Origin of the sequence: Streptomyces sp. NPDC007875 (genome assembly GCF_042868035.1) — a bacterium.
Taxonomy (GTDB): domain Bacteria; phylum Actinomycetota; class Actinomycetes; order Streptomycetales; family Streptomycetaceae; genus Streptomyces; species Streptomyces antimycoticus.
The window spans coordinates 281238-305319 of record NZ_JBIADZ010000008.1 but is presented as its reverse complement, the minus strand read 5'-3'; the positions used below and the strand labels follow the sequence as shown (position 1 = coordinate 305319).

The following is a 24082-nucleotide window of genomic DNA, read 5'->3' as shown; positions in this document are numbered from 1 at the left end:
CGGCACCAACCTCACCAGCGCCACCCAAGTCCTCTTCGGCGCCACCCCCGCAACCATCCTCACCAACACCCCCACCCAAATCACCGCCACCGCACCCGCAGGCACCGGCACCACCAACGTCACCGTCACCACCCCAGGCGGCACCAGCAACCCCCTCACCTACACCTACGCCACAACCCCCGCACCCACCATCACCACCCTCAACCCCACCTCAGGACCCACCTCCGGCGGCAACACCGTCACCATCACCGGCACCAACCTCACCAGCGCCACCCAAGTCCTCTTCGGCGCCACCCCCGCAACCATCCTCACCAACACCCCCACCCAAATCACCGCCACCGCACCGGCGGGGCCACCGTCCGTGGTCAATGTGACCGTCACCACGCCGGGGGGCACCAGCAATCCGCTGCCGTACGTCTACGTCGCCGCCCCGGTCGTCATCGGTGTGAGCCCACAGTTCGGTTCGGACGCCGGCGGTAACTCCGTCACCATCACCGGCAGCAACCTGGCCCTGGCCAGCGCTGTCCACTTCGGCCCCAACCTCGCCACCGGCCTCACGGTGATCTCCGACAATCAGCTGACGGTGACCGCTCCCCCCGGAACCGGCACGGTCGTGGTCACCGTGACCACACCGGGCGGCACCAGCACTTTGGGCCCCGGGAACCCGTACTACACCTACCTCGGCGCTCCGGTCATCAATACGCTCGTCCCGAACCAGGGCTCGGAGTTGGGCGGCGACTCCGTCACGATCAACGGCTCCAACCTCACGTACACCGACTCCGTAACCTTCGGCGGAACCCCGGCCTCCTTCAGCGTGCTCTCGGACACCCTGGTCGTGGCGACGACGCCGACCCACGCGGCCGGAACGGTCAATGTCCAGCTCCACACCCCCGCGGGCAACAGCAACACCCTCCCCTTCACCTACGACCCGGCCTGAGCCCGCCCAAGTGAGTGACAGGCTCAGCCGACGACAGGTTCAGCCGACCGAGGAGTACGCCACGACCCCGCGCAGCAGCCCGTCGACCGCGCGGCGGGCGCTCCGCGCCACCGAGCCCTCCGGGGCCGCCGCGGCGATCTGGCCGAGCACATCGATCAGTTGCTTGGTCCAGCGCACGAAGTCACCAGCCGGCATGTCGATTTCCCGCAGCACCTCGTCGAGCCCGTGACCGGACGCCCAGCGGTAGGCGGCCCAGGCGAAGCCCAGGTCCGGCTCGCGCTGGCCGACGCCCTCCGCCTGATTGATCTTGTGCTCCTCCTCGAGGGCGTCCAGCCGCCCCCATATGCGGACCATCTCGCCGAGCGCGTCCTTGGCCCGGCCCGGGGGCAGTTTGGGCGGCAGCGCGTCATCAGCCGTCCGCGCCTCGTAGACGAGCGCGGAGGCGCAGGCCGCGAGCTCGGCCGGGGGCAGCCCCTCCCAGACGCCCTCGCGCAGGCATTCGCTGGCCAGCAGGTCCAGCTCGCCGTACAGCCGTGCCAGCCGCTTCCCCACGTCCGTGACCTCGTCGCCGCGCAGATAGCCGAGCTCGCTCAGCAGGGAGCAGATCCGGTCGAAGGTGCGGGCGATGGTGTTCGTACGGCCCTCGATACGCCGCTCCAGCTGCCGGGTGTCGCGCAGCAGCCGCTGGTAGCGCTCGCCCCAGCGGGCGTGGTCCTCACGGTCGCTGCAGCCGTGGCAGGGGTGGGCGCGGATGGCCGCGCGCAGCCGGGCGATCTCGGTGTCGTCTGCGGCGGCCGAGCGCTCCTTGCGGCGGCGCCCCACATCGTGGTGGCCGGCCTTGGTGCGCAGCGCGGACGCCAGATCGCGGCGGGACTGGGGGCTGCGCGGATTGAAGGACTTGGGGATCCGCATCCGGTCCAGCGGCTCGACCGGGACCGGGAAGTCGATCGACGCCAGCCGCTTGACCTGCCGCTCGGCGGTGAGCACCAGGGGCCGCGGCCCGTCGTGGTACTCCATGCCGCGGTGGCCGCCCACCCGCCCGGCGGGCAGCCCGGGGTCCAGCACCAGCGCGAGCCCGGCGAACTTGCCGGTGGGCACATGGATGACATCGCCGGGGCGGAGCTTCTCCAGGGCGCCCGCGGCGGCCGCACGCCGCTGGGCCGCGCCCTGCTTGGCCAGCTCGGTCTCGCGGTCCTTGAGCTCGCGGCGCAGCCGTGCGTACTCGTCGAAGTCGCCGAGATGGCAGGTCATGGAGGCGCGATAGCCCTCCAGCCCCTCCTCGTTGCGCTGCACCTGACGGGAGATGCCGACGACCGCCTTGTCGGCCTGGAACTGCGCGAAGGAGGTCTCCAGCAGCTCGCGCGAGCGGTGCCGCCCGAACTGGGAGACGAGGTTGACCGCCATGTTGTACGACGGTTTGAAGGAGGAGCGCAGCGGATACGTCCGGGTGCCGGCCAGTCCGGCGAGCGCCGCGGGGTCCATGGTGCGCTGCCACAGCACCACCGCATGGCCCTCGACATCGATACCGCGCCGCCCGGCCCGGCCGGTCAACTGGGTGTACTCGCCGGGGGTGATGTCCGCGTGCTGCTCGCCGTTCCACTTGACGAGCTTCTCCAGCACCACCGAGCGGGCGGGCATGTTGATGCCGAGCGCGAGGGTCTCGGTGGCGAAGACGGCCTTGACCAGGCCGCGGACGAAGAGCTCCTCGACAACTTCCTTGAAGGTGGGGAGCATTCCGGCGTGGTGGGCCGCGATGCCCCGCTCCAGGCCCTCCAGCCATTCGAAGTACCCCAGCACATGGAGGTCTTCGTCGGGAATCCCGGCGGTGCGCTCCTCGACGAGGGCCCGCACCCGGGCGCGAGCCGCCTCGTCGTTGAGCCGCAGCCCCGCGTGGAGACACTGCTGGACGGCGGCCTGGCAGCCGGCCCGGCTGAAGATGAAGGTGATGGCGGGGAGCAGCCCCTCGGAGTCGAGCCGGTCGATCACCTCGGCCCGGCCGGGGGTCCAGATCCGGCTGCGCTGACGGCGCTCGCGCTCCCGGTCGGCCTCGCGCATATTGCGGCCGCGGCGCTTGTCGCGGCCGAAGGTGGGGCGGCTGCTCTCCATCCGGGCCAGCCGGACGAGGTCCGGGTTGACCTCGCGGCGCCCGCTCTGGTCGCCGTCCCGGCCGCTCTTCTCCTCGAACAGGTCGTACATCCGGCGCCCGGCCAGGACGTGCTGCCACAGCGGCACGGGGCGGTGCTCGGAGACGATGACCTCGGTGTCACCGCGGACGGTGTCGAGCCAGTCGCCGAACTCCTCGGCATTGGAGACGGTCGCGGAGAGTGACACCAGCGTCACCGACTCCGGGAGGTGGATGATGACTTCCTCCCAGACGGCGCCGCGGAACCGGTCGGAGAGATAGTGGACCTCGTCCATCACCACATGGCCGAGGCCGAGCAGCGACTGGGAGCCGGCATAGAGCATGTTCCGCAGCACCTCGGTGGTCATCACGACCACCGGGGCATCGGAATTGACGCTGTTGTCCCCGGTGAGGAGGCCGACCTTGTCGGCGCCGTAGCGCTTCACCAGGTCGGTGTACTTCTGGTTGGACAGCGCCTTGATGGGCGTGGTGTAGAAGCACTTGCGGCCCTGGGTCAGCGCCAGGTGGACGGCGAACTCGCCCACGATGGTCTTGCCCGAGCCGGTGGGGGCGGCGACCAGCACGCCCTTGCCGGACTCCAGGGCCTTGCACGCCTCGATCTGGAAGGGGTCCAGCTCGAAGTCGTACATCTCGCGGAAGGGGGCCAGCGCGGTGGCCTGCTCGGCGGCCCGGGTGCGGGACGCCGCATAGCGCTCGGCGGGAGATAGCTCGTCGGTCATCGTATCTACGAGCCTACCGGCCACCTCCGACAGCGCACGCGATCTTTATCGGGGCTTTGTTCGGCCCGCGGGCCGGGACGGGGCCGTGGACGGCCGCCCCGCCCGTGCCGGGACCGGTTACGGACGGCTAGGTGACGTCGTCGTAGCCGTTGCGCCGGGCGGTGCCGGAGTCGTCCCCGTCGGTGAGCTCCGGCCTGGCACTGGGCGCGGCGACGGCCTCGGGGGTCAGATCCAGCGCGGACGCCTCGTCGTCGCTCAGGCCGAAGTCCGGGTCGGCGGCCCGGCGGCGCGCCCTGCGCCGGTCGTTGGCCAGGGAGACGCCGACGGCGCCGAAGTAGAGCACGACGACCGGCCCGGCCAGGGCGAACATGCCGATCGGGTCGGTGCTGGGGGTGGCGATGGCGCCGAAGACCGTGATGCCCATGATCATGGCGCGCCACCAGCCGAGCATCCGGCGTCCGGTGAGGACGCCGGTGAAGTTCAGCAGGATCAGCAGCAGCGGAAGCTCGAAGGCGAGCCCGAAGACGACGATCATCCGGGCGAGCAGATCGAGGAAGTCGTCCAGCGGCAGGAGGTTGTTGGCGCCCTCCGGGGTAAAGCCGATAAGGACCTTGGCGCTGGTCGGAAGGATCATGTACGCGAAGTACGCGCCGGCGACGAAGAGCGGTACGCCGAGCCCGACGAAGAACAGGCCGTACTTCTTCTCGTTGCGGTGCAGCCCGGGTGCGAGGAAGGCCCAGAGCTGGTAGAGCCAGATCGGGGTGGCGACCACCAGCCCGGTCGTGAAGGAGACCTTCAGCATGATCGTGAACGGCGACAGCAGACCGTTCACGGTGAAGTAGGCGCAGTCGTGCCCCTTGCTCCCCTTGCCGGAGAGATCGGACAGCGAGACCCCGCCACAGCCGACGGCGTCCAGCACCGGCTGCATCAGGAATTTGGCGATGTCCATGTAGAAGAACATCGCGACGATCGTGACCACGCAGATCGCCAGGACCGACTTGAGCAACCGGTTGCGCAGCTCACGCAGGTGCTCAGCCAGGGGCATCCGCCCCTCGGGGTCCTTCTCCTTCTTGCGGGCAGACTTGAGCAACCCACGTCCTCATCTCGTGCGTCCGGTGGCGGCCTTCCACTGCCGCCTTCAAGTGGCCCTGGGTCAGCGCTTGGTGGTGTCGCTCGGCTCCGACACCGGGCGCGAGCTGGTCACGTCACCGGGCGCGGCCTGGATCGTACGGTGGGTGGACTCGTCCTGGCCGGGCTGGGGCGGGTCGGTCGGCGCGGTCTGCTGCTGCTGACCATCCGACTTCATGGCCTTCGCCTCGCTCTTGAGGATCCGGGCCGACTTGCCCAGAGAGCGGGCCATGTCCGGAAGCTTCTTGGCACCGAACAGCAGCAGCACGACGACAAGGATGAGGAGAATCTCGGGAACGCCGATCTTTCCGAACAGCATAAGCGTCTTCCTTCTCACCGAGGCGGCTGGGGGTGGGGCTGCCCGACCGGTCGGACAGGTGTCCGGCAGCCGTGCTGTCAGCGATCGTAGCGCGCAGGGGTAAACCGGAAGCAATCCCCGTGCGGACTCCGGGTTGCGACCCTCCGCCTCGCTACCAGGGCCGCGAAATCTCAGCGTACCCCGCTTGGCTGTGGCACAGCAGAGCGCCCATCAGCCTCGGCCTCCACTTCCTGGCACGCAGCGGGCTCTGACTCCCGGCGCAGAGCGGCTCTCACTCGCGACGCAGAGCGGCTCTCACTCGCGACGCAGAGCGGCTCTCACTCGCGACGCAGAGCGTCCACCGTTGATCCCAGCGGAGCAGAGGCCCGCTCCAGGTCCTCGGCGGCCCGGGTGATCCGCTGCGAGCTGTCCGACACCTGCCGGGCCAGCCTGCGGACCTCCGTGTAGACCCGCACCGAGAGCACGGCGAGAACGGCGATTCCGCAGAAGGCGAGGGCGAGGGCGAGCATCGGCCAGAGCATGCGCCAGAGCCTAGACGGTGGAGTGCAGCCGCAGTGTGCGCACCCCGCCACCGGTGAGCAGCTCCACGATCCGCTCCCCCGCCGGTTTGCGCACCATGGTTCCGCAGTCGGGGCAGGTGAAGGAGTAGAAGGTGGTGCGGTCGCTGGCCCCGATCGCCAGCCGCAGCGCGCCCGCGGCCAGCTCGAAGCGGCCCCGGCACTCCGGACAGGCTGCCTTGAAGACAACCGAAGCGGCACTCCCCCGTGCGGTCACTGTATGCGTCCCTTCACTCACCGTACGCCGCGAGCGCCTGCCGCGCCGCGTCCCGGGCACTGTCCGCGAGACCCTGTGGCGAGACGATCCGGCCGTCCCTGCCCAGCCGCAGCGCCAGGCGCCGCAGCGAGCCGGGGTCGGGTGCGCGCAGGGTGATCCGGAGGCCGCCGTCGGGCAGCTCCTCCGCGCTGTCGTGCGGGTAGTACTCGGCGACCCAGCGCCCGCCGGGGCCGACCTCGACGACCACCTCGGGGTCCTCGGCGCCGGTCTGCACCAGCGCGGAGGACAGCTCCGACAGATCGCGCAGCTCGATGGGCGGCGGATCGGACGCCTCGTCGAGCAGCTTGATCTCGACGACCCGGTCGAGCCGGAAGGTCCGCCGCGCCTCGGAGAGGCGGCACCACGCCTCCATGTAGGTGCGACCGACGGCGAAGAGCCGGATCGGGTCGACCTCGCGCTCGGTGATCTCGTCGCGGGCCGGCGAGTAGTAGCGCAGCCACAGCCTGCGGCGCTCGGAGATGGCACGGTCGACGTCGGCGAAGACGCCGCCCTCCGATTCGAAGATCACCGAGAGCCGGGAGCTGGCGCCCGCCACCTCGCCCGCCGCGGCCTCCAGCTTGGCGGTGGCCCGCAGCAGCGCCTCCCGGTCGCCCTCGCGCAGCCCGGGGAGGGTGGCGACGGCGCGGGCCGCGACCAGCAGTGCGGTGGCCTCGTCGGCCGCCAGCCGCAGCGGCTCGGCGACATCATCGGGGTTGTGCCACCAGATCCGCTCCCCGTCGGTGTCGATGTCCAGCAGATCGCCGCCGCGGAAGCTGGTGCCGCACAGCGGCAGCACATCGAGGTCGGCGATCAGCTCGTCCTCGCTGATGCCGAAGGCCCGGGCGACATCGGCGACGCGGGCGCCGGGGCGCTCGCGCAGATATGTCACCAGGGAGAGCATCCGCCGGGTCTGGTCAATGGCGTTTCCGGCCATGATGAAGTGATCCGTCCCCTCAGCCCTTGGCGACCGCGCGTAGCCGGTCCACGACATCCGCCCGCAGTTCGTCGGGTCCCAGTACGACCACGTCCGGGCCGAACTCCACGAGCCAGGCGTCCAGGCCGTGCCCGTAGGGAATCTCCAGCTCGTCCCAGCCGTCGTCGGCCGGCCGGGTGGACAGCGCCTTCGCCCGCAGCGGATAGCCGTGGCCCGAGCGCAGCCTGATCCGGGCGGTGCCGGTGGCGGTCTCGCCCGCCCAGGTCTCCACGGTCTCCCGGACGGTGACGTGGTCGGGCACCTCGGCGGTGAACGCGTCGGACCGCAGCCGGACCCGGCCGGTGATCCGGGAGAGCCGGAAGACCCGCTCGGCGGCGCGCTCGCGGTCCCATCCGGCGAGATACCAGTGGCCGCGCCAGGACTCCAGGGTCCAGGGCTCGACCTGCCGCTGCTCGGGGCGCGCGGCGTTCGACTTGCGGTAGTCGAAGAGAACGGGGCGGCGGTCGCGGCAGGCGAGCATCAGCGGCTCGAAGGCGGCCTCGTGGACCGGGATCCGCGGCTCCAGCGCGCTGTGCCCCGGCGTGTCGTACGGATCCTCGGCGACCGGCATCCCGGCGGCGCGCAGCTTCTGCAGCGCGCCGCTGGCGGCGCCCGCGAGCCGGGCCTGCTGCCAGACCTTGGCGGCCAGGCCCAGGGCGGCGGCCTCCTCGGCGTCGAGGGTGATCGGCGGGAGGCGGTTGCTGTCCCGGCGGGCGAGATAGCCGATCTCGCCTTCGAGGCCCTCCACCGTCTCGATGATCAGGCCGAGTTCGCGCAGATCGTCCTTGTCGCGTTCGAACATGCGGTTGAACGCATCGTCGTTCGCCGCGTCGGTCTGGAGGTACGCCTCTATGGAGCCCCGCAACTCCCGTTTGGTCAGCGGACGCCGCGTTCCCAGCAGGCACAGGGCCAGATTCATCAGCCGCTCGGCCTTGGCAATCGCCATCGACGCCCTTTCTTCGTGACCTTACGCACGTGACCGTACCGCTACCGGGACGCGCGGCAAAAGCCGAGGGCCCCTGCCCACTGGCAGGAGCCCTCGGCGCGACGGACCGCCGGTCTCAGACGGAGACCAGATCGCAGACGAAGATCAGCGTCTCGCCCGGCTTGATCCGGCCACCGCCGGCGCCCCGGTCCCCGTAACCGAGGTGCGGCGGGACGATGAGCTGCCGGCGGCCGCCGACCTTCATCCCCTGGAGGCCCTGGTCCCAGCCGGTGATGACCTGGCCGACGCCGAGCTGGATCCGCAGCGGGGTGCCGCGGTTGTAGCTCGCGTCGAACTCCTCACCCGTACTGAAGGAGACGCCCACATAGTGCACGGCGATGTTGTCGCCGGCCTTGGCCGTGGGCCCGTCGCCCTCCCAGATGTCCTTGATCTCCAGCTCGGCCGGCGGCTCGCCGCCCGGGAAGTCGACCTCGGGCTTCTCGATGCTCACGAAATTGCTCCTTGTGACGTTGTGGGCAACCCGCACAGGTTACAGAACGGTCAGGATGTCCACGGAGAACACCAGCGTGGAGTTGGCGGGGATGCCCTTCTGGGCCGCCTTGCCGTAGCCCAGGTCCGGGGGCACGACGACCAGCACCCGGCTGCCGACCTTCTTGCCGGTGAGCCCCTGCGACCAGCCCTTGACGACCTGCTGCAGCGAGAACTGGGCGAGCTCACCGCGCTTGTAGGTGGAGTCGAACTCCTTGCCGCCGTCCCACAGCACGCCCTTGTACTGGACGAGCAGCGCGTCGGTCTTCTTGACCTCCTGGCCATCGCCCTCGATGACGTATTCGGAGACCAGCTTCTTCGGCGCGGCCTTCTTGGGGAGGGTGATGGTGGGCGCCTTGCCGTCGGTGTTGGCGGACACCTTGGGCAGGTCGGCGTCGGTCTGCTCCACCTTGCTGCCCTTGGCCGAGCTCTTGGCGTTGAAGGCACCCACGAGGTCGATCACGAAGACCAGCGTGTCGGTCCCCTTGATACCGGCCTGCGGCTGGCCCTGCTTGCCATAGGCGTAGGCGGGCGGGACGGCCAGCTCCAGCCGGCTGCCGAGGTTCCGGCCCAGCAGTCCCTGGTCCCAGCCCGGGAGGACCTGGCCCTTGCCGATCGGGAAGGCGGCGGTCTTCTTCTTGTCGAAGGTGTTGTCGATGGTCTTACCGGTGTCCCAGATCTGCGCCAGGTAGTTGATCTGGACCCAATCCCCCTTGACCGTCTTCCTGCCGTCCCCCTGGCTGATCGTCTTGACCGCGAGATCGTGCGGCGGCTTACCCGTGCCCTTGGCGACCTTCGGCTTCTCACCGAACTTCTTACCGGCGGTAATGGGCGGCACCGGTCCGGAGACGATCTTGCCGCTGGGGGCCGGTGAGGGACTCTGGTTCGTCGGCTCCTGTGACGGCTTGGTCTTGTCGGACCCTGATTTGTCGTCACCACAGCCCGCGAGGGTCAGCAGGCCCGCGGGCACGGCAAGGAGTACGGAGCGTCGGCGCACGGAGTCCTCGTTAGGTAGATCTTGCGATGGCCAATGCGCGCCACTCTACGACGTGACTCGGGCCCCGTCCGGAGAACGCACGGGGCCCGAGGGCAAGGTAAGCCGTACGCCGGTCATCACATACCGGCGATGAGTTTCTCCACCCGGTCGTCGACCGAACGGAACGGGTCCTTGCACAGCACGGTGCGCTGTGCCTGGTCGTTGAGCTTCAGATGTACCCAGTCGACGGTGAAATCGCGGCGCTGCTCCTGGGCCCGGCGGATGAAGTCGCCGCGCAGCCGGGCGCGGGTGGTCTGCGGTGGCACCGACTTGCCCTCGAAGATTTTCAAGTCGTTGCAGACCCGGGCCGCCTGACCACGCTTCTCCAGCAGGTAGTAGAGGCCGCGGCGGCGGTGGATGTCGTGGTAGGCGAGGTCTATCTGGGCGATCCGCGGATGGGACATGGTGATGTTGTTCTTGGCTCGGTACCGCTCGATGAGCTTGTACTTCATCACCCAGTCGATTTCGGTGCCGATCCGGTCGAGCTCCTCGGTGCGGATCGCGTCCAGGGTGCGGCCCCACAGCTCGAGGACGCGCTCGACCATGCCGGTGCGGATGCCACGGCGCTCGCAGAAGTCCACGGCCTTCTCGTAGTACTCCTGCTGCACTTCCAGGGCGGACGCCTCGCGCCCGCTGGCGAGCCGCACCTTGCGCTGCCCGGTGATGTCATGGCTGACCTCGCGGATCGCCCGGATGGGGTTCTCCAGGGTCAGGTCACGCATCACGGTGCCCGCCTCGATCATGCGGAGCACCAGATCGGTGGCGCCGACCTTGAGCAGCATGGTGGTCTCGGACATGTTGGAGTCGCCCACGATGACATGCAGCCGGCGGTAGCGCTCGGCGTCGGCGTGGGGTTCGTCGCGGGTGTTGATGATCGGCCGGGAGCGGGTCGTCGCGGAGCTGACGCCCTCCCAGATGTGCTCGGCGCGCTGGCTGACGCAGTAGACCGCGCCACGCGGGGTCTGGAGCACCTTGCCCGCACCGCACAGCAGCTGCCGCGTCACCAGGAACGGGATGAGAATGTCGGCGAGCCGGGAGAACTCGCCGTGCCGTGCCACCAGATAGTTCTCGTGGCAGCCGTAGGAGTTGCCCGCGGAGTCGGTGTTGTTCTTGAAGAGATAGACGTCGCCCGCGATTCCCTCCTCGTGCAGACGACGCTCCGCGTCGACGAGCAGACCCTCGAGAATGCGCTCGCCTGCCTTGTCGTGGGTGACCAGCTCGGTCACGTTGTCACACTCGGGGGTTGCGTATTCCGGGTGCGAGCCCACGTCGAGATAGAGGCGGGCGCCGTTGCGCAGGAAGACATTGCTGCTGCGGCCCCAGGAGACGACACGGCGGAAGAGGTAGCGCGCCACTTCGTCAGGAGACAACCGGCGCTGTCCCCTGAATGTGCACGTGACGCCGTACTCGTTCTCCAGCCCGAAAATGCGGCGGTCCATGCCTGAACATTACGCCTGATGGCGTGCTCTGAAACCGGGTTCGACGGCACGGTTGCGATCATTTTCCGCACAGGGTTCATCCGGTGTTGGGTGAACGGTCGGCCGGACGACGGGGCGTGGCCGGTCCAGGAGGAACCGCTGGGCGGCCAGCAGCACCGCCAGCGCGGCCACTCCACCGGCCGCGGGCACCGCGAATCCGGGGGCCACTCCGCCGAGCTGGACGGCGGGCCCCGCCACGGCGGTGCCGACCGCGTTGCCCACCACGAACGTGGTCACCAGCCAGGAGAACGCCTCGGTGACCGTGCCGGTGGGCGCGTGGCGGTCCACAACGACGAACGCGCAGGCCAGGGCCGGGGCCAGGAACACCCCCGCCACCCCGGCGAGGACGGTCATCATGACGACGCCCGGCACCAGCATGAGCGGCAGATAGCCGAGCGCCAGTGCGGCCACGAGCAGTCGCAGCCGCCGTTCGGGCGCGCCGGGCCAGGTGCGGCCGCCGTAGACGATGCCACCGACCAGCGCGCCCACGCCGAGGGCGGAGAGCAGCGCGCTGGAGACCACGCCGCCGCCGTACTCGTCGGCGTAGGCCACCGCGGCCACCGCGATCGCGCCGAGGGCGAGCCCGATGAAGAAGAACGACCCGAGCAGCACCACCAGCCCCGGCGAGCGCAGCGCGCCCAGCCAGTGCGCCTCGCGCGGCGCCGAGCGCCACTGCCGGGACGGCCGCGAGACGACGACCCAGAGCGCGCCCGCGACCCCGATGGCGTTGATGACCAGCAGCGCGGCCGCCTCGGACCACACGGCCACGCTCAGGGTGACCAGCAGCGGGCCGACGGCGAACATCACCTCCTGGGCCACGGCGTCCAGCGCGTACGCCGCGTGCACCTGGTCCTCGCGCCGCAGCACCGAGGGCCACAGCGCCCGCAGCCCGCCCTCAAGCGGCGGCGTGAACAGGCCGGCGATCAGCATCGCGGCGTACGCCACGGGCAGCGGATCGAGCCCGACGACGGCGAACAGGACCATCCCGAGCGCGGAGGTCACGGCGGCGGGGAGCATCACCCAGGGCTGGCCGAAGCGGTCCACGGCCCGGCCCAGCAGCGGCTGGCCCACCGCGTTGGCCACGCCGTAGACGGCCGACAGCCCCCCGGCGAGGGCGTAGCTGCCGCCCTCGGCGCGGGCGAAGAGCAGCACGGCGAGGGCGGCGGTGGCGTTCGGAAGCCGTCCCAACAGCGTGCCGATGAGCAGCCGTGCCGCGTGCGGGGTGCGCAGCAGTTCCCCGTAGCCAGCCGCCATTTGCCTGCCCCTTCCTTGCCAGTTCCTGCTTCAGGCCCTACTTCAGGTCCTGTTTCAGGTCCTGCGGATTCCTGTGGGTTGTCACGAGCGCGTCGCGGGTGCGGCGCGGGTCGTGTGTGACGTTGTACGTATAACTGCCAGCGTCATACGTACCATGGCCGCCACCGCGGGTCCACTCGCGGACCGAAATGAGCAGCCGGCGGCGGGACGCACGGCGGCGGAGGGAGCGGAGGCGATGGTGGCGAGCGCGGACCGCGCCCACGCGGCGGACGGGGCCGCCGGGAAAGGTTCCCGGGGAACCGGCCGGACGGGTGAGTCCGCGCGGCGCAAGGGCCCGAGCGAGGGCACGGCAGCCGCTCGCCAGGGGGACGCGGCGGCCGCCGGCCCAGGTGGCGCGGCGGCCGCGGGGCGGCCGGTCGCGGGACGGGCGACGAGCCGGGATGTGGCGCGCCTGGCGGGCGTGTCCCAGGCGACCGTGTCCCTGGTGCTCGGCGAGAAGTGGCCCGGACGGGTCTCCGAGCGCACCGTGGAGGCCGTGCGGGCCGCCGCCCGCGATCTCGGCTACCGCCCGAACCTCGCGGCCCGCAGCCTCCGCCTGGGCCGCACCAGGACCGTGCTCCTGGTGGTGCCCGCCCTGACGACCGAGTTCTTCGCCCGCGTCTACACCGGCGCCGAGCGGGTCGCCGCCGACCACGGCTTCGGGGTGGTGCTCTATCCGTCCCCCGAGGGCGTGGGCCCGGCCCGGGACCCGTTCGACTCGGCGCGCGCCTCGCTCGACGGGGTCATCGCCTCCTCCATGGCGGCCGACGCGCTGGCCGCGGTGCGCGGCGGCGGGCTGCCACTGGTGATGCTCGACAGCGATCCGGACGACGCGGCCGCGGCGGCCACCGTCAACCTCGACATCGCGGACGGGGCGCGGCAGGCGGCGGGGCATCTGCTGGGGCTCGGGCACCGCCGGGTGGCCCATCTCGCGGCGGCGGTGGACTCCTGGACCTTCCAGGTCCGCGCCCGGGCCCTGGCGGAGGCGATGGACGAGGTCCCGGGCACCGCGTTGGGCACCGAGCCGGCGGGGCTGACCGTCGAGGAGGGCCGCCGCGCCGCCGAGCGCGTCCTGGCCCGCCCCGGGCCCCGGCCGACCGCGCTCGTCTGCGACGACGACATCCTGGCCGCGGGGGCCTGCAAGGCGGCCCGGCGGCTGGGCCTGCGGATCCCGGACGACATCTCGGTGACCGGCTTCGACGACCTGGCCCTGGCCACGGCGGTGGAACCGGAGCTGACCACGGTGCGGCTCCCGGCGGAGGCGGTGGGCGCGGCCGGTATGCGGGCCCTGATGACGCTCATGGACGGCGAGACGCCCCGGGACACCGTGCTGCCCGTCGAGCTGATCCCCCGGGGCTCCACGGCCCCTCCCCCACGGTCCTGACCGGCCTCGGGGCCACCACTGCGGTCGTTGCACGGGGCCCGGGGGCCGTGTGGGCTCCTCGACCCGCCCCGTGCGGCCCTACACGACGTCGCCGCCGCCCCGGGTGGGCCCGGGGCGGCGGCGACGGAGAAACGAACGGCAGCGGCCGGGTCAGTCCTCGGACTCCGAGGTGGACTCCTCGGCCCCTTCGGAGTCGGACGACTCCTCCGAGTCCGCGGCGCCCTCTCCCGACTCCAGGAGCCGGGAGAGCTGACCGCCCAGGACGCGCTTGAACTTGCGCTTCTGGGGGCGGTTGCGGTCCAGGACCGCAACCTCGAGCTGCTCGGCGGTGAGGCTGCGCTCCCCGCCGTTGTTGTCGCGGGAGAGCGAGTCGACGGCCAGCTTGAGAGCCTCGGCGAGGGTCATGCCGTCCCGGTGGCGCTGGTCGAGATAGCTGCTGATCTGGTCGGCATTGCCACCGACGGCGACCGAGCCGTGCTCGTCCACGATGGAGCCGTCGTGCGGGAGGCGGTAGATCTGGTCGTCCTCGGGGCCCTCCCCGACCTCGGCGACGATCAGCTCGACCTCGTACGGCTTCTCGGCGGCACTGGAGAAGATCGTGCCCAGGGTCTGGGCGTAGACATTCGCCAGCCCGCGGGCCGTGACATCCTCACGGTCATAGGTATAGCCACGCAGATCGGCGTAACGGACACCGCCGATGCGCAGATTCTCGAATTCGTTGTACTTACCGACCGCCGCGAAGGCGATCCGGTCATAGATCTCGCTGACCTTGTGCAGCGCGCGGGACGGGTTCTCCGCAACGAAGACGATGCCGTCGGCGTACTGCAGCACGACCACGCTGCGGCCGCGTGCGATGCCCTTACGGGCGTATTCGGCGCGGTCGGCCATGGCCTGCTGAGGAGAAACATAGAACGGCGTCGTCACCGGCTGTCCGTCCCTTCTGTCAATGGCGAATGCATTCCGGCTGGACCGTCCTCTCAGAGAAGGGCGGCGCGGGGGCCGTCCGGCTCTTCGAGGCGCCGTTCATGGATGGCACGGGCGAGCTCGGAAACCTCGTCCTCGCCGAACCTCTTGAAACCGTCCTCGGTGATGGAGGTGATGATCGGGTAAATGCGGCGGGCGAGATCCGGCCCGCCGGTCGCCGAATCGTCGTCGGCGGCGTCATAGAGCGCCTGGAGCACGGCGGTGGCGGCCTGCTCCTCGGTCAGGTCCTGGCGATAGAGCTTTTTGAGCGCGCCCCGGGCGAACATCGAGCCCGAGCCGGTGGCGGCGAAACCGCGCTCCTCCGAACGCCCTCCGGTCACGTCGTAGGAGAAAATGCGGCCCTTCTCCCGGTCGACGTCCCACCCCGCGAAGAGCGGGACCACGGCAAGGCCCTGCATCGCCATGCCGAGGTTGCCGCGGATCATGGTCGACAGCCTGTTCGCCTTGCCTTCGAGCGAGAGAACGGTGCCCTCGACCTTCTCGAAGTGCTCCAGCTCGAGCTGGAAGAGCTTGACCATCTCCACGGCGATACCGGCGGTCCCCGCGATCCCGACGGCTGAATACTCGTCGGCGGGGAAGACCTTCTCGATGTCACGCTGCGCGATGACATTGCCCATGGTGGCGCGGCGGTCACCGGCGAGCACCACGCCGCCGGGGAAGCTCACCGCCACGATGGTGGTGCCATGGGGGGCCTCGATGGCGCCCTGTACCGGGGGCAGCGGACGGTTCCCCGGAAGCAGCTCGGGCGAGTGCTCGCCCAGGAAGTCCATGAACGACGAGGAGCCGGGCGTCAGGAAGGCAGCCGGCAGACGCCCTGTGCTACGAGTGTTGGCTTCCACACGTTTCCTTCCACCAGATCTTGAAATACTGCACGGACCATACCCCTGGCCATGGAAGTCATCCGTCCTGCGCCCCCTTCGCGGGGACGCAGGACGGAGAAGACGCGCTTTACTGCCCGCCCTTCTGGACGAACGACCTCACGAAGTCCTCCGCGTTCTCCTCGAGCACGTCGTCGATCTCGTCCAGCACGGAGTCGACGTCGTCGGAGAGCTTCTCCTGCCGCTCCTTCAGATCCTCCGCGGCCTGCGCGTCCTGCGCCTGCTCCTCGACCTCTTCGGTCGAGCGCGACGCCTTCTGCTGACCGCCGCCGGTGTCCTTGGTCGCCATATCCCTCACCCCGCTCGGTTCGCCCGCTGATTCGATCGGTCTCAAGATCAGACCCTACAAGCCGGGTCCGACATCGGCCTCCCACTCGCTACAACGTACGGAGGCCACCTCGATGATTCCCGGCTCAAGGGCATTTCAGCCGCCGGACAGCACCCGGACCAGGTCCTCGGCCGTGCGGCAGCGGTCCAGCAACTCCTTGACGTGGTTGCGGGTGCCGCGCAGCGGCTCCAGCGTGGGGACCCGTTGCAGAGAGTCACGACCCGGCAGATCGAAGATCACCGAGTCCCAGGAGGCCGCGGCGACGTCGTCCGCGTACTGCTCCAGGCAGCGGCCGCGGAAGTAGGCGCGGGTGTCCTCCGGGGGCTTGTTCTGGGCGCGGGCGACCTCCTGGTCGTCCAGCAGCCGCTTCATCTTGCCGCGGGCCGCCAGCCGGTTGTACAGGCCCTTGTCGGGGCGTACGTCGGCGTACTGCAGGTCCACCAGGTGAAGCCGGGCCGCGTCCCACTCCAGGGTGTCGCGGCGGCGGTAGCCCTCCAGCAGCTCCCGCTTGGCGATCCAGTCCAGCTCGCCGGACAGGCTCATGGGATCGCGCTCCAGCCGGTTCAGCACGTCCTCCCAGCGGGTCAGGACGTCCCGGGTCTGCTCGTCGGCATCCGCGCCATAGCGGTCCTCGACGTATTTGCGGGCGAGCTCGAAGTACTCCATCTGGAGCTGCACCGCGGTCAGCGTGCGACCGCTGCGCAGCGTGATCAGACGGCGCAGCGTCGGATCGTGCGAGACCTGGTGCAGGGTGCGCACCGGCTGGTCCACCGCGAGGTCCACGGCGATGAAACCGTCCTCGATCATCGACAGCACCAGGGCGGTGGTGCCCAGCTTGAGGTAGGTCGAGAGCTCGGAGAGATTGGCGTCCCCGATGATCACGTGGAGCCGGCGGTACTTCTCGGCGTCGGCGTGCGGCTCGTCGCGGGTGTTGATGATCGGGCGCTTGAGCGTGGTCTCCAGGCCGACCTCGACCTCGAAGTAGTCGGCCCGCTGGCTGATCTGGAAGCCATGCTCATGGCCGTCCTGGCCGATGCCGACGCGGCCGGCGCCGGTGACGACCTGGCGGGAGACGAAGAAGGGCGTCAGGTGGCGCACGATGTCCGAGAAGGCGGTCTCCCGCTTCATCAGGTAGTTCTCATGCGTGCCGTAGGAGGCGCCCTTGTTGTCGGTGTTGTTCTTGTAGAGGTGGATCGGCTGTCCGCCGGGCAGCTCGGCGGCGCGGAGCGCGGCCTCGGCCATGATGCGCTCGCCCGCCTTGTCCCAGAGCACCGCGTCCCGGGGGTTGGTGACCTCGGGCGCGGAGTACTCGGGGTGGGCGTGGTCCACATAGAGCCGCGCACCGTTGGTGAGGATCACATTGGCCAGGCCGATGTCCTCGTCCGTGAGCTGGCTGGAGTCGGCGGATTCGCGCGCGAGGTCGAAGCCGCGGGCGTCCCGCAGCGGGTTCTCCTCCTCGAAGTCCCAGCGGGCACGACGCGCCCGGTGCATCGCCGCCGCGTAGGCGTTGACGACCTGGGATGAGGTGAGCATGGCATTGGCGTTCGGGTGCCCGGGGACGGAGATCCCGTACTCCGTCTCGATTCCCATTACGCGCCGTACGGTCATGCGGCCCTCCTTGCCCGGCGCCGCCCCCGGCTGAGGTCGGCGCTCAAGTACCGCTGCGCTCCCGGTCCATATACGGCCCTCGATCCCCCGTGCCGCGATACTGCGGTACCGAAGAGCCTAGAACGGCCAAGCGGTGCTGCGGAGATCATTTCAGTCATTGCTCCGGTCGGGCTCGTAGGACTCATACGAAGAATGCGGTCCGAAAAGCGCATCCGGCTGCGGATGCCCCGTCCAGGACATCCGCAGCCGGACTGCGGTGTTACAGGTACTGACCGGTGTTCGCCACCGTGTCGATGGAGCGTCCGGTGTCCGCGCCCTGCTTTCCGGTGACCAGGGTGCGGATGTAGACGATCCGCTCGCCCTTCTTGCCGGAGATCCGGGCCCAGTCGTCCGGGTTCGTGGTGTTGGGCAGGTCCTCGTTCTCCTTGAACTCGTCCACGCAGGCGGCGAGCAGATGGGAGACGCGAAGGCCCTTCTGGTTGTGGTCCAGGAAGTCCTTGATCGCCATCTTCTTGGCCCGGTCCACAATGTTCTGGATCATGGCGCCGGAGTTGAAGTCCTTGAAGTAGAGGACTTCCTTGTCGCCATTGGCGTAGGTGACCTCCAGGAAGCGGTTCTCCTCGGACTCGGTGTACATCTGCTCGACCACCGACTGGATCATCCCGCCGATCGCGGCCTTGGGCGACTGGCCGTGCTCGGTGAGATCGTCCGTGTGGATCGGCAGGGACTCGGTGAGGTACTTCGAGAAGATGTCCTTGGCGGCCTCGGCGTCCGGACGCTCGATCTTGATCTTCACATCGAGGCGGCCGGGGCGCAGGATCGCCGGGTCGATCATGTCCTCGCGGTTGGAGGCACCGATCACGATCACGTTCTCCAGGCCCTCCACGCCGTCGATCTCGGAGAGCAGCTGGGGGACGATGGTGTTCTCCACGTCCGAGCTGACCCCGGAGCCACGGGTGCGGAAGAGGGAGTCCATCTCGTCGAAGAAGACGATGACGGGCGTGCCCTCGCTGGCCTTCTCCCGAGCCCGCTGGAAGACCAGCCGGATGTGCCGCTCCGTCTCACCGACGTACTTGTTGAGCAGCTCGGGACCCTTGATGTTGAGGAAGAAGCTCTTCCCCGCGGGCTTGCCGGTCACCTCGGCGACCTTCTTGGCAAGGGAGTTGGCCACGGCCTTGGCGATCAGCGTCTTGCCGCAGCCGGGCGGGCCGTACAGCAGCACACCCTTGGGCGGCCGCAGTTCGTGCTCCTTGAAGAGGTCGGGGTAGAGGTAGGGGAGCTCGACCGCGTCGCGGATCAGCTCGATCTGGTTTCCCAGACCGCCGATCTTGGTGTAGTCGATGTCCGGAACCTCTTCGAGGACGAGCTCCTCGACCTCGCTCTTCGGAACGACCTCGTAGACATAGCCGGACCGGGACTCGAGCAGCAGGGCGTCACCGGGACGGATGGTGGTGTGCAGCAGCGGCTCTGCCAGCCGCACCACCCGCTCCTCGTCGGTGTGCCCGATCACCAGGGCGCGCTCGCCGTCCTCAAGGATCTCCTTGAGAGTGACGATGTCCCCGGCGCGCTCGAACTCCATGGCCTCGACCACATTGAGCGCCTCGTTGAGCATGACCTCCTGGCCACGCTTGAGGTCGTCGAGCTCGACGCTTGGGCTGACATTCACCCGGAGCTTACGGCCCCCGGTAAAGATGTCGGCCGTACCGTCCTCGTTCGCCTGCAGAAAGGCTCCGAAACCGGCCGGCGGCTGGGCAAGCCGGTCGACCTCCTCCTTGAGGGCCACGATCTGGTCGCGGGCCTCACGGAGTGTGTTCGCGAGCCGCTCGTTCTGTGCGGAGACTCCCGCCAGATTGGTCTGCAGCTCGACGATCCGCTCTTCGAGAATCCTCGTATGACGCGGAGAGTCGGCGAGCTTGCGGCGCAGGACGGCGATTTCCTGCTCGAGATAGGCAACCTGGCCGGCAGGGTCGTCAGACCCCCGCCCCGGCCGGATGCCGCGGTTGATGTCGTCGTCGTGGGCTGCCACGGTCCTCACCTCCTCCAAGGGGAGCTGGACGCTTCCTGACCCTACCTGGGCCGGTGCGGGTTGAAACCCCTAGATCACAAACCCGGTCGGCGTGTGTCCGATCTTCACCCTTGCGCACTCCCTCACACCAGCCGAATACCCACCCAACAACATCGGAAAGCGACCGGTTGTATCGTCGACACGGTCAACACCCGTCAGGGCTGGCGATATTTAGACACTGTTGAATGGCGTATCGAAGGAACAGCAGGGGGCACACCGTGCGGAACGAGGAGCTCGGCGATCTTGAAGTGTGGATTGACCAGGACCTGTGCACCGGCGACGGGATCTGCGCCCAGTACGCTCCCGAGGTCTTCGAACTCGACATCGACGGTCTAGCCTACGTCAAGAGCATCGACGATGAGCTGCTACAAGAGAAGGGTGCCACCACTCCGGTCCCCCTGACCCTGCTCACCGAGGTCAAGGATTCGGCCAAGGAGTGCCCCGGCGACTGCATCCATGTACGCCGCGTCACGGACCGGGTCGAGGTCTACGGCCCCGACGCGGAGTGACACTCCGCGAGCAACCGCTCACACACTCCCCGGAACCGGCAGCGCCTTCAGGACGAACCTGCCGTCCCGCCACCGCCAGTTGACCTTGCGCTGCTGATCCGGACAGCACCGCGGCACCTTGGCCGACGAGTATCCCAGCAAGGTGGCCGAAACCGTCTTTCCGTCCACCGCGAAATCGCTGACGCTCATCCCTTCCTTCGGGTCCACGAACGTGGCCACCACGCGGGGCGCGGCGCCCGCACGGGCCGGCTGGGAGAGCACATACACACCACTGGGCGGGGTGCCGAACGCCGTCCGGCAGCGCACCACGACGGCGGTCTCCGGCCGCCCGTCGCCGTCCAGGTCCGCCGAGGCCCGGTCGATGACGTCGGGCTTGGCCCGTCCGCAGTTCATCGGATAGTCCGCGGCGCGGGGATCGGGGGCCTTGGCCGCCGGAAGCCCCCCGGCACGCGGGGCGGAGGCGGCGGCGGACGTGGTGGCCTTCGCGTCTGAGGGCTGGAAGAACGACCCCCCGGCGATGACGGCGGCCACGGCGGCCGCGGTCGCGACCCAGTGCACCGGACGGGGATGGGTGTGCGCGAGATCCGGGCCCAGAGGCTGCACGCGGGATGACTCCATGTAAGGGCTGAGGCGGGAGATGCCCCGCATCGTGCCACATCTCACAGGGGCGCGGCCACCGCCCGCACACGGGGAATTCGGTGGCCGCGCCGAGCCGTTGTGGCGCCGGTGTCCGTCAGGCGTCGCCGGACGGGGTGTCCTGACCGCCGGAAGCGCTCCGACCGCCTCCAGAGGCGTCCGCGGCGCCGGTGTCCTTCGCGGTGCCCCAGCCCACGTAGTCCTCGCCGTAGGCGCCCTTGGCGGGCCTGCGGCGGCGCATCGGGGGCTCCACACCGTCCGCGAGCCGGCGGGCGGTGAGCAGGAAGCCGGTGTGGCCGATCATGCGGTGGTCGGGCCGTACGGCCAGGCCCTCGACGTGCCAGGTGCGCACCATGGTTTCCCAGGCCGACGGCTCGTTGAAGGTGCCGTGCTCGCGGATGCACTCCACGGTGCGGGCGAGCTGGGTGGTGGTGGCGACGTACGCGCACAGGATGCCGCCGGGGACGAGCGCCTTGGACACCGGCTCCAGGCACTCCCAGGGGGCGAGCATGTCCAGGATCACGCGGTCGACCTCGGTGTCGCTGAGGTTGTCCTGGAGGTCGCCGACGGTCAGCCGCCAGGCGGGGTGCGGGGCGCCGAAGTAGCGCTCGACGTTCTGGGCGGCGATCTCGGCGAAGTCGGCCCGGCGCTCGTAGGAGTGCAGCATGCCCTGGTCGCCGATGGCCCGCAGCAGAAACATGGAGAGCGATCCGGAGCCGACGCCCGCCTCGACGACACGTGCGCCGGGGAAGATGTCGGCCATCGCCAGGATCTGCCCCGCGTCCTTGGGGTAGACCACGGCGGCACCGCGTGGCATGGACAGGACATAGTCGGGGAGCAGGGGGCGCAGCGCGAGATACGCGACGTTTCCCGTGGTACGCACGACGGTTCCCTCAGGGGCACCGATCAGCTCGTCATGGGGGAAGGATCCCTTGTGGGTGTGGAAGTTCTTCCCGGCCTCGAGCGTGAAGGTGTAGTGGCGTCCCTTGGGGTCGGTGAGCTGGACCTGGTCCCCGACCTGGAAGGGCCCGCGACGGCGGGCGGCACCGGTCGGTTCGGACATGTGAACAGCCTACCGGGCACTTCACCCTGCCCGGACCACACCGGGGGCCTCAGGAGGGACCCGCGGGCGTCCTGGCCATGGCCGCCACGAAGGCGCGCTCGACATCCGCCGTGGAGAGCACCCCGTAGATCTCGCCGCTCTCCTCCACCACCAGGTACTCGGTGGCGGGGGTGACCCGCAGGGTGTCCAGCAGCTCCTCGCCGGTGAGCTCGGCGGAGACCCGCATACCGTCCTTGAGATCCTGGGCGAGACCGCTGACCGCGACCCAGGGGCGGCGGTGCTCGGGGATGCCCACGATGGCGGCCTCGCGCACCACGGCGGTCGGGGTGCCGTGGCCGTCCACCACGACCAGGGCGCGGGCCCCGGCCTCGTTCGCGCGGCGCAGCGCCTCGGAGAGCGGGGTGTCGGCCGCCACGGGGACGGCGCGCCGGGTGAGCGTACGGGCGCGCAGGTCCGGCAGCCGCTCCCGCAGCCGGGCCATGCGCAGGCTGTTGCCCGCGCCGGTCCAGATGATCGCGGCGAGTATGGCGGCCAGCAGCGCGTCGGTGAGCGAGTCGACGCTGCCGAAGCTCTCGGGCTCCTCGCCGAGCCCGCCCGCCTGGGTGAGCAGCGGCAGTCCGACGAGCACCGCGACGGCGAGCGCGCGGCCGCTCCAGGCGGCGGCGACGGTGCCGGTCATGGGCCTGCCGCTGATCTTCCAGACGACGGCGCGCAGCATCCGCCCGCCGTCCAGCGGCAGGCCGGGCAGCAGGTTGAACGCGGCCACGATCAGGTTGGAGATCATCAGCCCGGCAAGCAGCACCCCGGGCACCGTGCCGGGCTCCACGACCATCATGCCCAGGTAGAACACGCCCGAGAGGACCAGGGAGAGCAGCGGGCCGACGAAGGCGAGCACGAACTCCCGGCCGGGGGTCTCGGTCTCCTTCTCGATCTCCGAGACACCGCCGAAGAACTGGAGCTGGATCCGGCGCACCGGCAGCTTGAAGCGGAGCGCGGCCACGGTGTGGGCGAGCTCGTGCACCAGCACCGAGGCGTAGAAGGCCACCGCGAAGAAGAGCGAGACCAGATAGCGGGCGGCGCCGAGCTCGGGCAGCACCCGGTCGAGCTGACCGCCGAAGACCCAGGTGATGAGGGCGGCGACCAGGAACCAGCTGGGCGAGACGTACACGGGCACGCCGAACGGGCGGCCCATGAGAATGCCGCCGCCCGCCTCGCGTGGGCGCGGCTGTTTGCCGTCCTCGGGCTCGGTCGTGCGGTCCGATTCCCCGTTGTCGGACTGCCGCTGCCCGCTGTTGTCCACGGTGTCCCCTCGTCGGATGCTCGGTCGCACCCCTCTTTTGATACGGTCCCCACGATCATGCAGTGCGAGGGGCTCGGACGTCGATGGTATGCGTCCGGCTGTCAGTGGCGGGTCGTAGGGTCTTCGCCATGGGAACCACCACGGGAACCACCACCGGGAAGGCCGAACCGTCGGACGGCCCGCGGAAGTCCGGTCCAGCCGCCTCGTTGTCACCGTCACGGGCGGCCGATTTCATGCGGTGCCCGCTGCTGTACCGCTTCCGAGTGATCGACAAATTGCCGGAGAAGCCCAGCGCGGCGGCCACCCGCGGCACGGTGGTCCACGCGGTGCTGGAGCGGCTCTTCGACGCCCCGGCCGCCGAGCGCACCTCGCCGCGGGCCCGGGCGATGGTGCCGGGCGAGTGGGATCGGCTGCTGGCGGCCAAGCCCGAGCTTGCCGAGCTGTTCCAGGAGGAGGACGGCGCCCCGGCGCCGGACCGGCTGGCCGAGTGGCTGACGGGGGCTCAGACGCTGGTGGACCAGTGGTTCTCGCTGGAGGATCCGACCCGTCTGGAGCCCGCGGAGCGGGAGCTGTTCGTGGAGACGGAGCTCGAGTCCGGGCTGCGGCTGCGGGGAATCATCGACCGGATCGACATCGCTCCCACGGGTGATGTGCGGATCGTGGACTACAAGACGGGCAAGGCTCCGGCGGCGCAGTACGCGGGCGAGGCCCTGTTCCAGATGAAGTTCTACGCGCTGGTGCTGTGGCGGCTGCGCGGGGTCATCCCGCGGCGGCTGCAGCTGGTCTATCTGGGCAGCGGCGATGTGCTGACCTACGACCCGGACGAGCGGGATCTGCGGTCGGTGGAGCGCAAGGTGCTGGCCCTGTGGGAGGCGATCCGGCTGGCCACGGAGACCGGTTCGTTTGTCCCCCGCCAGACCAGGCTCTGCGGCTGGTGCGACCACCAGGCGCGCTGTCCGGAGTTCGGGGGTACGCCGCCGCCGTATCCGCTGGCGGTCGTGCCCCCTCAGAAGG

At 69.8% G+C, this 24082-nt stretch carries 23 protein-coding genes; 4 read left to right on the top strand and 19 right to left on the bottom strand.

Annotated elements, in window-relative coordinates; genetic code table 11:
• A partial coding sequence (locus ACFYOY_RS19300; protein ID WP_351885767.1) for an IPT/TIG domain-containing protein occupies positions 1-937 on the top strand: 937 nt, incomplete at its 5' end.
• A gap of 39 nt (positions 938-976) precedes the next feature.
• On the opposite strand, the gene ACFYOY_RS19295 is transcribed toward ACFYOY_RS19300, so the two are convergent.
• The 11 genes from ACFYOY_RS19295 to ACFYOY_RS19245 all read right to left on the bottom strand — a co-directional run bounded on the left by ACFYOY_RS19295 (position 977) and on the right by ACFYOY_RS19245 (position 12274).
• Positions 977-3799 carry a DEAD/DEAH box helicase gene (locus tag ACFYOY_RS19295; protein ID WP_351885770.1) on the bottom strand — a complete coding sequence of 941 codons (2823 nt, stop codon included), beginning with the start codon at positions 3797-3799 and terminating at the stop codon, positions 977-979.
• Between the two features lie 127 nt (positions 3800-3926).
• The gene (gene tatC / locus ACFYOY_RS19290; protein ID WP_351885773.1) at positions 3927-4889 is read right to left on the bottom strand and encodes a twin-arginine translocase subunit TatC; all 963 of its coding nucleotides are present in this window, start codon (positions 4887-4889) and stop codon (positions 3927-3929) included.
• 63 nt (positions 4890-4952) lie between these two features.
• A complete protein-coding gene (gene tatA / locus ACFYOY_RS19285; protein WP_351886345.1) occupies positions 4953-5243 on the bottom strand; it encodes a Sec-independent protein translocase subunit TatA in 291 nt (96 codons plus the stop codon).
• Positions 5244-5563: 320 nt separating this feature from the next.
• Positions 5564-5767 carry a hypothetical protein gene (locus tag ACFYOY_RS19280; RefSeq protein ID WP_351885776.1) on the bottom strand — a complete coding sequence of 68 codons (204 nt, stop codon included), beginning with the start codon at positions 5765-5767 and terminating at the stop codon, positions 5564-5566.
• Between the two features lie 10 nt (positions 5768-5777).
• Positions 5778-6020 (bottom strand): hypothetical protein, encoded by a 243-nt coding sequence (locus tag ACFYOY_RS19275; protein WP_014059501.1) that lies wholly within the window; start codon positions 6018-6020, stop codon positions 5778-5780.
• A 13-nt stretch (positions 6021-6033) separates the two neighbouring features.
• Complete coding sequence (locus ACFYOY_RS19270) at positions 6034-6993, bottom strand: WYL domain-containing protein (RefSeq protein WP_351885779.1); 960 nt, start codon at positions 6991-6993, stop codon at positions 6034-6036.
• Positions 6994-7012: 19 nt separating this feature from the next.
• Positions 7013-7978 carry a WYL domain-containing protein gene (locus ACFYOY_RS19265; protein WP_351885782.1) on the bottom strand — a complete coding sequence of 322 codons (966 nt, stop codon included), beginning with the start codon at positions 7976-7978 and terminating at the stop codon, positions 7013-7015.
• Between the two features lie 115 nt (positions 7979-8093).
• Entirely contained in the window at positions 8094-8468 is a 375-nt protein-coding gene (locus ACFYOY_RS19260) for an FKBP-type peptidyl-prolyl cis-trans isomerase (protein ID WP_059148601.1), read from the bottom strand.
• 39 nt (positions 8469-8507) lie between these two features.
• The gene (locus ACFYOY_RS19255; protein ID WP_351885785.1) at positions 8508-9503 is read right to left on the bottom strand and encodes an FKBP-type peptidyl-prolyl cis-trans isomerase; all 996 of its coding nucleotides are present in this window, start codon (positions 9501-9503) and stop codon (positions 8508-8510) included.
• A gap of 116 nt (positions 9504-9619) precedes the next feature.
• On the bottom strand, positions 9620-10981 hold the full coding sequence (pafA, locus tag ACFYOY_RS19250) for a Pup--protein ligase (RefSeq protein WP_014059506.1): 1362 nt from the start codon (positions 10979-10981) through the stop codon (positions 9620-9622).
• Positions 10982-10990: 9 nt separating this feature from the next.
• Entirely contained in the window at positions 10991-12274 is a 1284-nt protein-coding gene (locus ACFYOY_RS19245; protein WP_351885788.1) for an MFS transporter, read from the bottom strand.
• 442 nt (positions 12275-12716) lie between these two features.
• Between ACFYOY_RS19245 and ACFYOY_RS19240 the strand changes: the two genes are divergently transcribed.
• The gene (locus ACFYOY_RS19240; RefSeq protein WP_388588373.1) at positions 12717-13697 is read left to right on the top strand and encodes a LacI family DNA-binding transcriptional regulator; all 981 of its coding nucleotides are present in this window, start codon (positions 12717-12719) and stop codon (positions 13695-13697) included.
• Positions 13698-13847: 150 nt separating this feature from the next.
• On the opposite strand, the gene prcA is transcribed toward ACFYOY_RS19240, so the two are convergent.
• The 5 genes from prcA to arc all read right to left on the bottom strand — a co-directional run bounded on the left by prcA (position 13848) and on the right by arc (position 19521).
• Complete coding sequence (prcA, locus tag ACFYOY_RS19235) at positions 13848-14621, bottom strand: proteasome subunit alpha (protein WP_351885793.1); 774 nt, start codon at positions 14619-14621, stop codon at positions 13848-13850.
• Between the two features lie 53 nt (positions 14622-14674).
• Entirely contained in the window at positions 14675-15520 is an 846-nt protein-coding gene (gene prcB / locus ACFYOY_RS19230; RefSeq protein ID WP_137965051.1) for a proteasome subunit beta, read from the bottom strand.
• A gap of 109 nt (positions 15521-15629) precedes the next feature.
• A complete protein-coding gene (locus tag ACFYOY_RS19225) occupies positions 15630-15848 on the bottom strand; it encodes a ubiquitin-like protein Pup (RefSeq protein WP_059148607.1) in 219 nt (72 codons plus the stop codon).
• 135 nt (positions 15849-15983) lie between these two features.
• A complete protein-coding gene (dop, locus tag ACFYOY_RS19220) occupies positions 15984-17495 on the bottom strand; it encodes a depupylase/deamidase Dop (protein ID WP_351885798.1) in 1512 nt (503 codons plus the stop codon).
• Between the two features lie 259 nt (positions 17496-17754).
• On the bottom strand, positions 17755-19521 hold the full coding sequence (arc, locus tag ACFYOY_RS19215) for a proteasome ATPase (protein WP_351885801.1): 1767 nt from the start codon (positions 19519-19521) through the stop codon (positions 17755-17757).
• Positions 19522-19745: 224 nt separating this feature from the next.
• Between arc and ACFYOY_RS19210 the strand changes: the two genes are divergently transcribed.
• Positions 19746-20069, top strand: coding sequence for a ferredoxin (locus ACFYOY_RS19210; protein ID WP_351885804.1), 324 nt, complete (start codon positions 19746-19748; stop codon positions 20067-20069).
• Positions 20070-20087: 18 nt separating this feature from the next.
• Here ACFYOY_RS19210 and ACFYOY_RS19205 read toward each other — a convergent pair whose 3' ends face one another.
• The 3 genes from ACFYOY_RS19205 to ACFYOY_RS19195 all read right to left on the bottom strand — a co-directional run bounded on the left by ACFYOY_RS19205 (position 20088) and on the right by ACFYOY_RS19195 (position 23068).
• Entirely contained in the window at positions 20088-20717 is a 630-nt protein-coding gene (locus ACFYOY_RS19205) for a hypothetical protein (protein ID WP_351885807.1), read from the bottom strand.
• A gap of 85 nt (positions 20718-20802) precedes the next feature.
• Positions 20803-21768 carry a tRNA (adenine-N1)-methyltransferase gene (locus ACFYOY_RS19200; protein ID WP_014059516.1) on the bottom strand — a complete coding sequence of 322 codons (966 nt, stop codon included), beginning with the start codon at positions 21766-21768 and terminating at the stop codon, positions 20803-20805.
• Positions 21769-21817: 49 nt separating this feature from the next.
• Positions 21818-23068, bottom strand: a complete 1251-nt coding sequence (locus ACFYOY_RS19195; protein ID WP_351886348.1) for a site-2 protease family protein — start codon at positions 23066-23068, stop codon at positions 21818-21820.
• Between the two features lie 83 nt (positions 23069-23151).
• On the opposite strand from ACFYOY_RS19195, the gene ACFYOY_RS19190 reads away from it, so the two are divergent.
• A partial coding sequence (locus ACFYOY_RS19190; RefSeq protein WP_388588370.1) for a RecB family exonuclease occupies positions 23152-24082 on the top strand: 931 nt, incomplete at its 3' end.

Bases quoted from the DNA above. Each gene is read 5' to 3' on its own strand.
- ACFYOY_RS19280 (WP_351885776.1), bottom strand. From the start codon at position 5,767: ATGCTCTGGCCGATGCTCGCCCTCGCCCTCGCCTTCTGCGGAATCGCC.
- ACFYOY_RS19225 (WP_059148607.1), bottom strand. From the start codon at position 15,848: ATGGCGACCAAGGACACCGGCGGCGGTCAGCAGAAGGCGTCGCGCTCG.
- ACFYOY_RS19270 (WP_351885779.1), bottom strand. From the start codon at position 6,993: ATGGCCGGAAACGCCATTGACCAGACCCGGCGGATGCTCTCCCTGGTG.
- ACFYOY_RS19200 (WP_014059516.1), bottom strand. From the start codon at position 21,768: ATGTCCGAACCGACCGGTGCCGCCCGCCGTCGCGGGCCCTTCCAGGTC.
- ACFYOY_RS19205 (WP_351885807.1), bottom strand. From the start codon at position 20,717: ATGCGGGGCATCTCCCGCCTCAGCCCTTACATGGAGTCATCCCGCGTG.
- ACFYOY_RS19265 (WP_351885782.1), bottom strand. From the start codon at position 7,978: ATGGCGATTGCCAAGGCCGAGCGGCTGATGAATCTGGCCCTGTGCCTG.
- ACFYOY_RS19245 (WP_351885788.1), bottom strand. From the start codon at position 12,274: ATGGCGGCTGGCTACGGGGAACTGCTGCGCACCCCGCACGCGGCACGG.
- ACFYOY_RS19210 (WP_351885804.1), top strand. From the start codon at position 19,746: ATGGCGTATCGAAGGAACAGCAGGGGGCACACCGTGCGGAACGAGGAG.
- pafA (WP_014059506.1), bottom strand. From the start codon at position 10,981: ATGGACCGCCGCATTTTCGGGCTGGAGAACGAGTACGGCGTCACGTGC.
- dop (WP_351885798.1), bottom strand. From the start codon at position 17,495: ATGACCGTACGGCGCGTAATGGGAATCGAGACGGAGTACGGGATCTCC.
- ACFYOY_RS19295 (WP_351885770.1), bottom strand. From the start codon at position 3,799: ATGACCGACGAGCTATCTCCCGCCGAGCGCTATGCGGCGTCCCGCACC.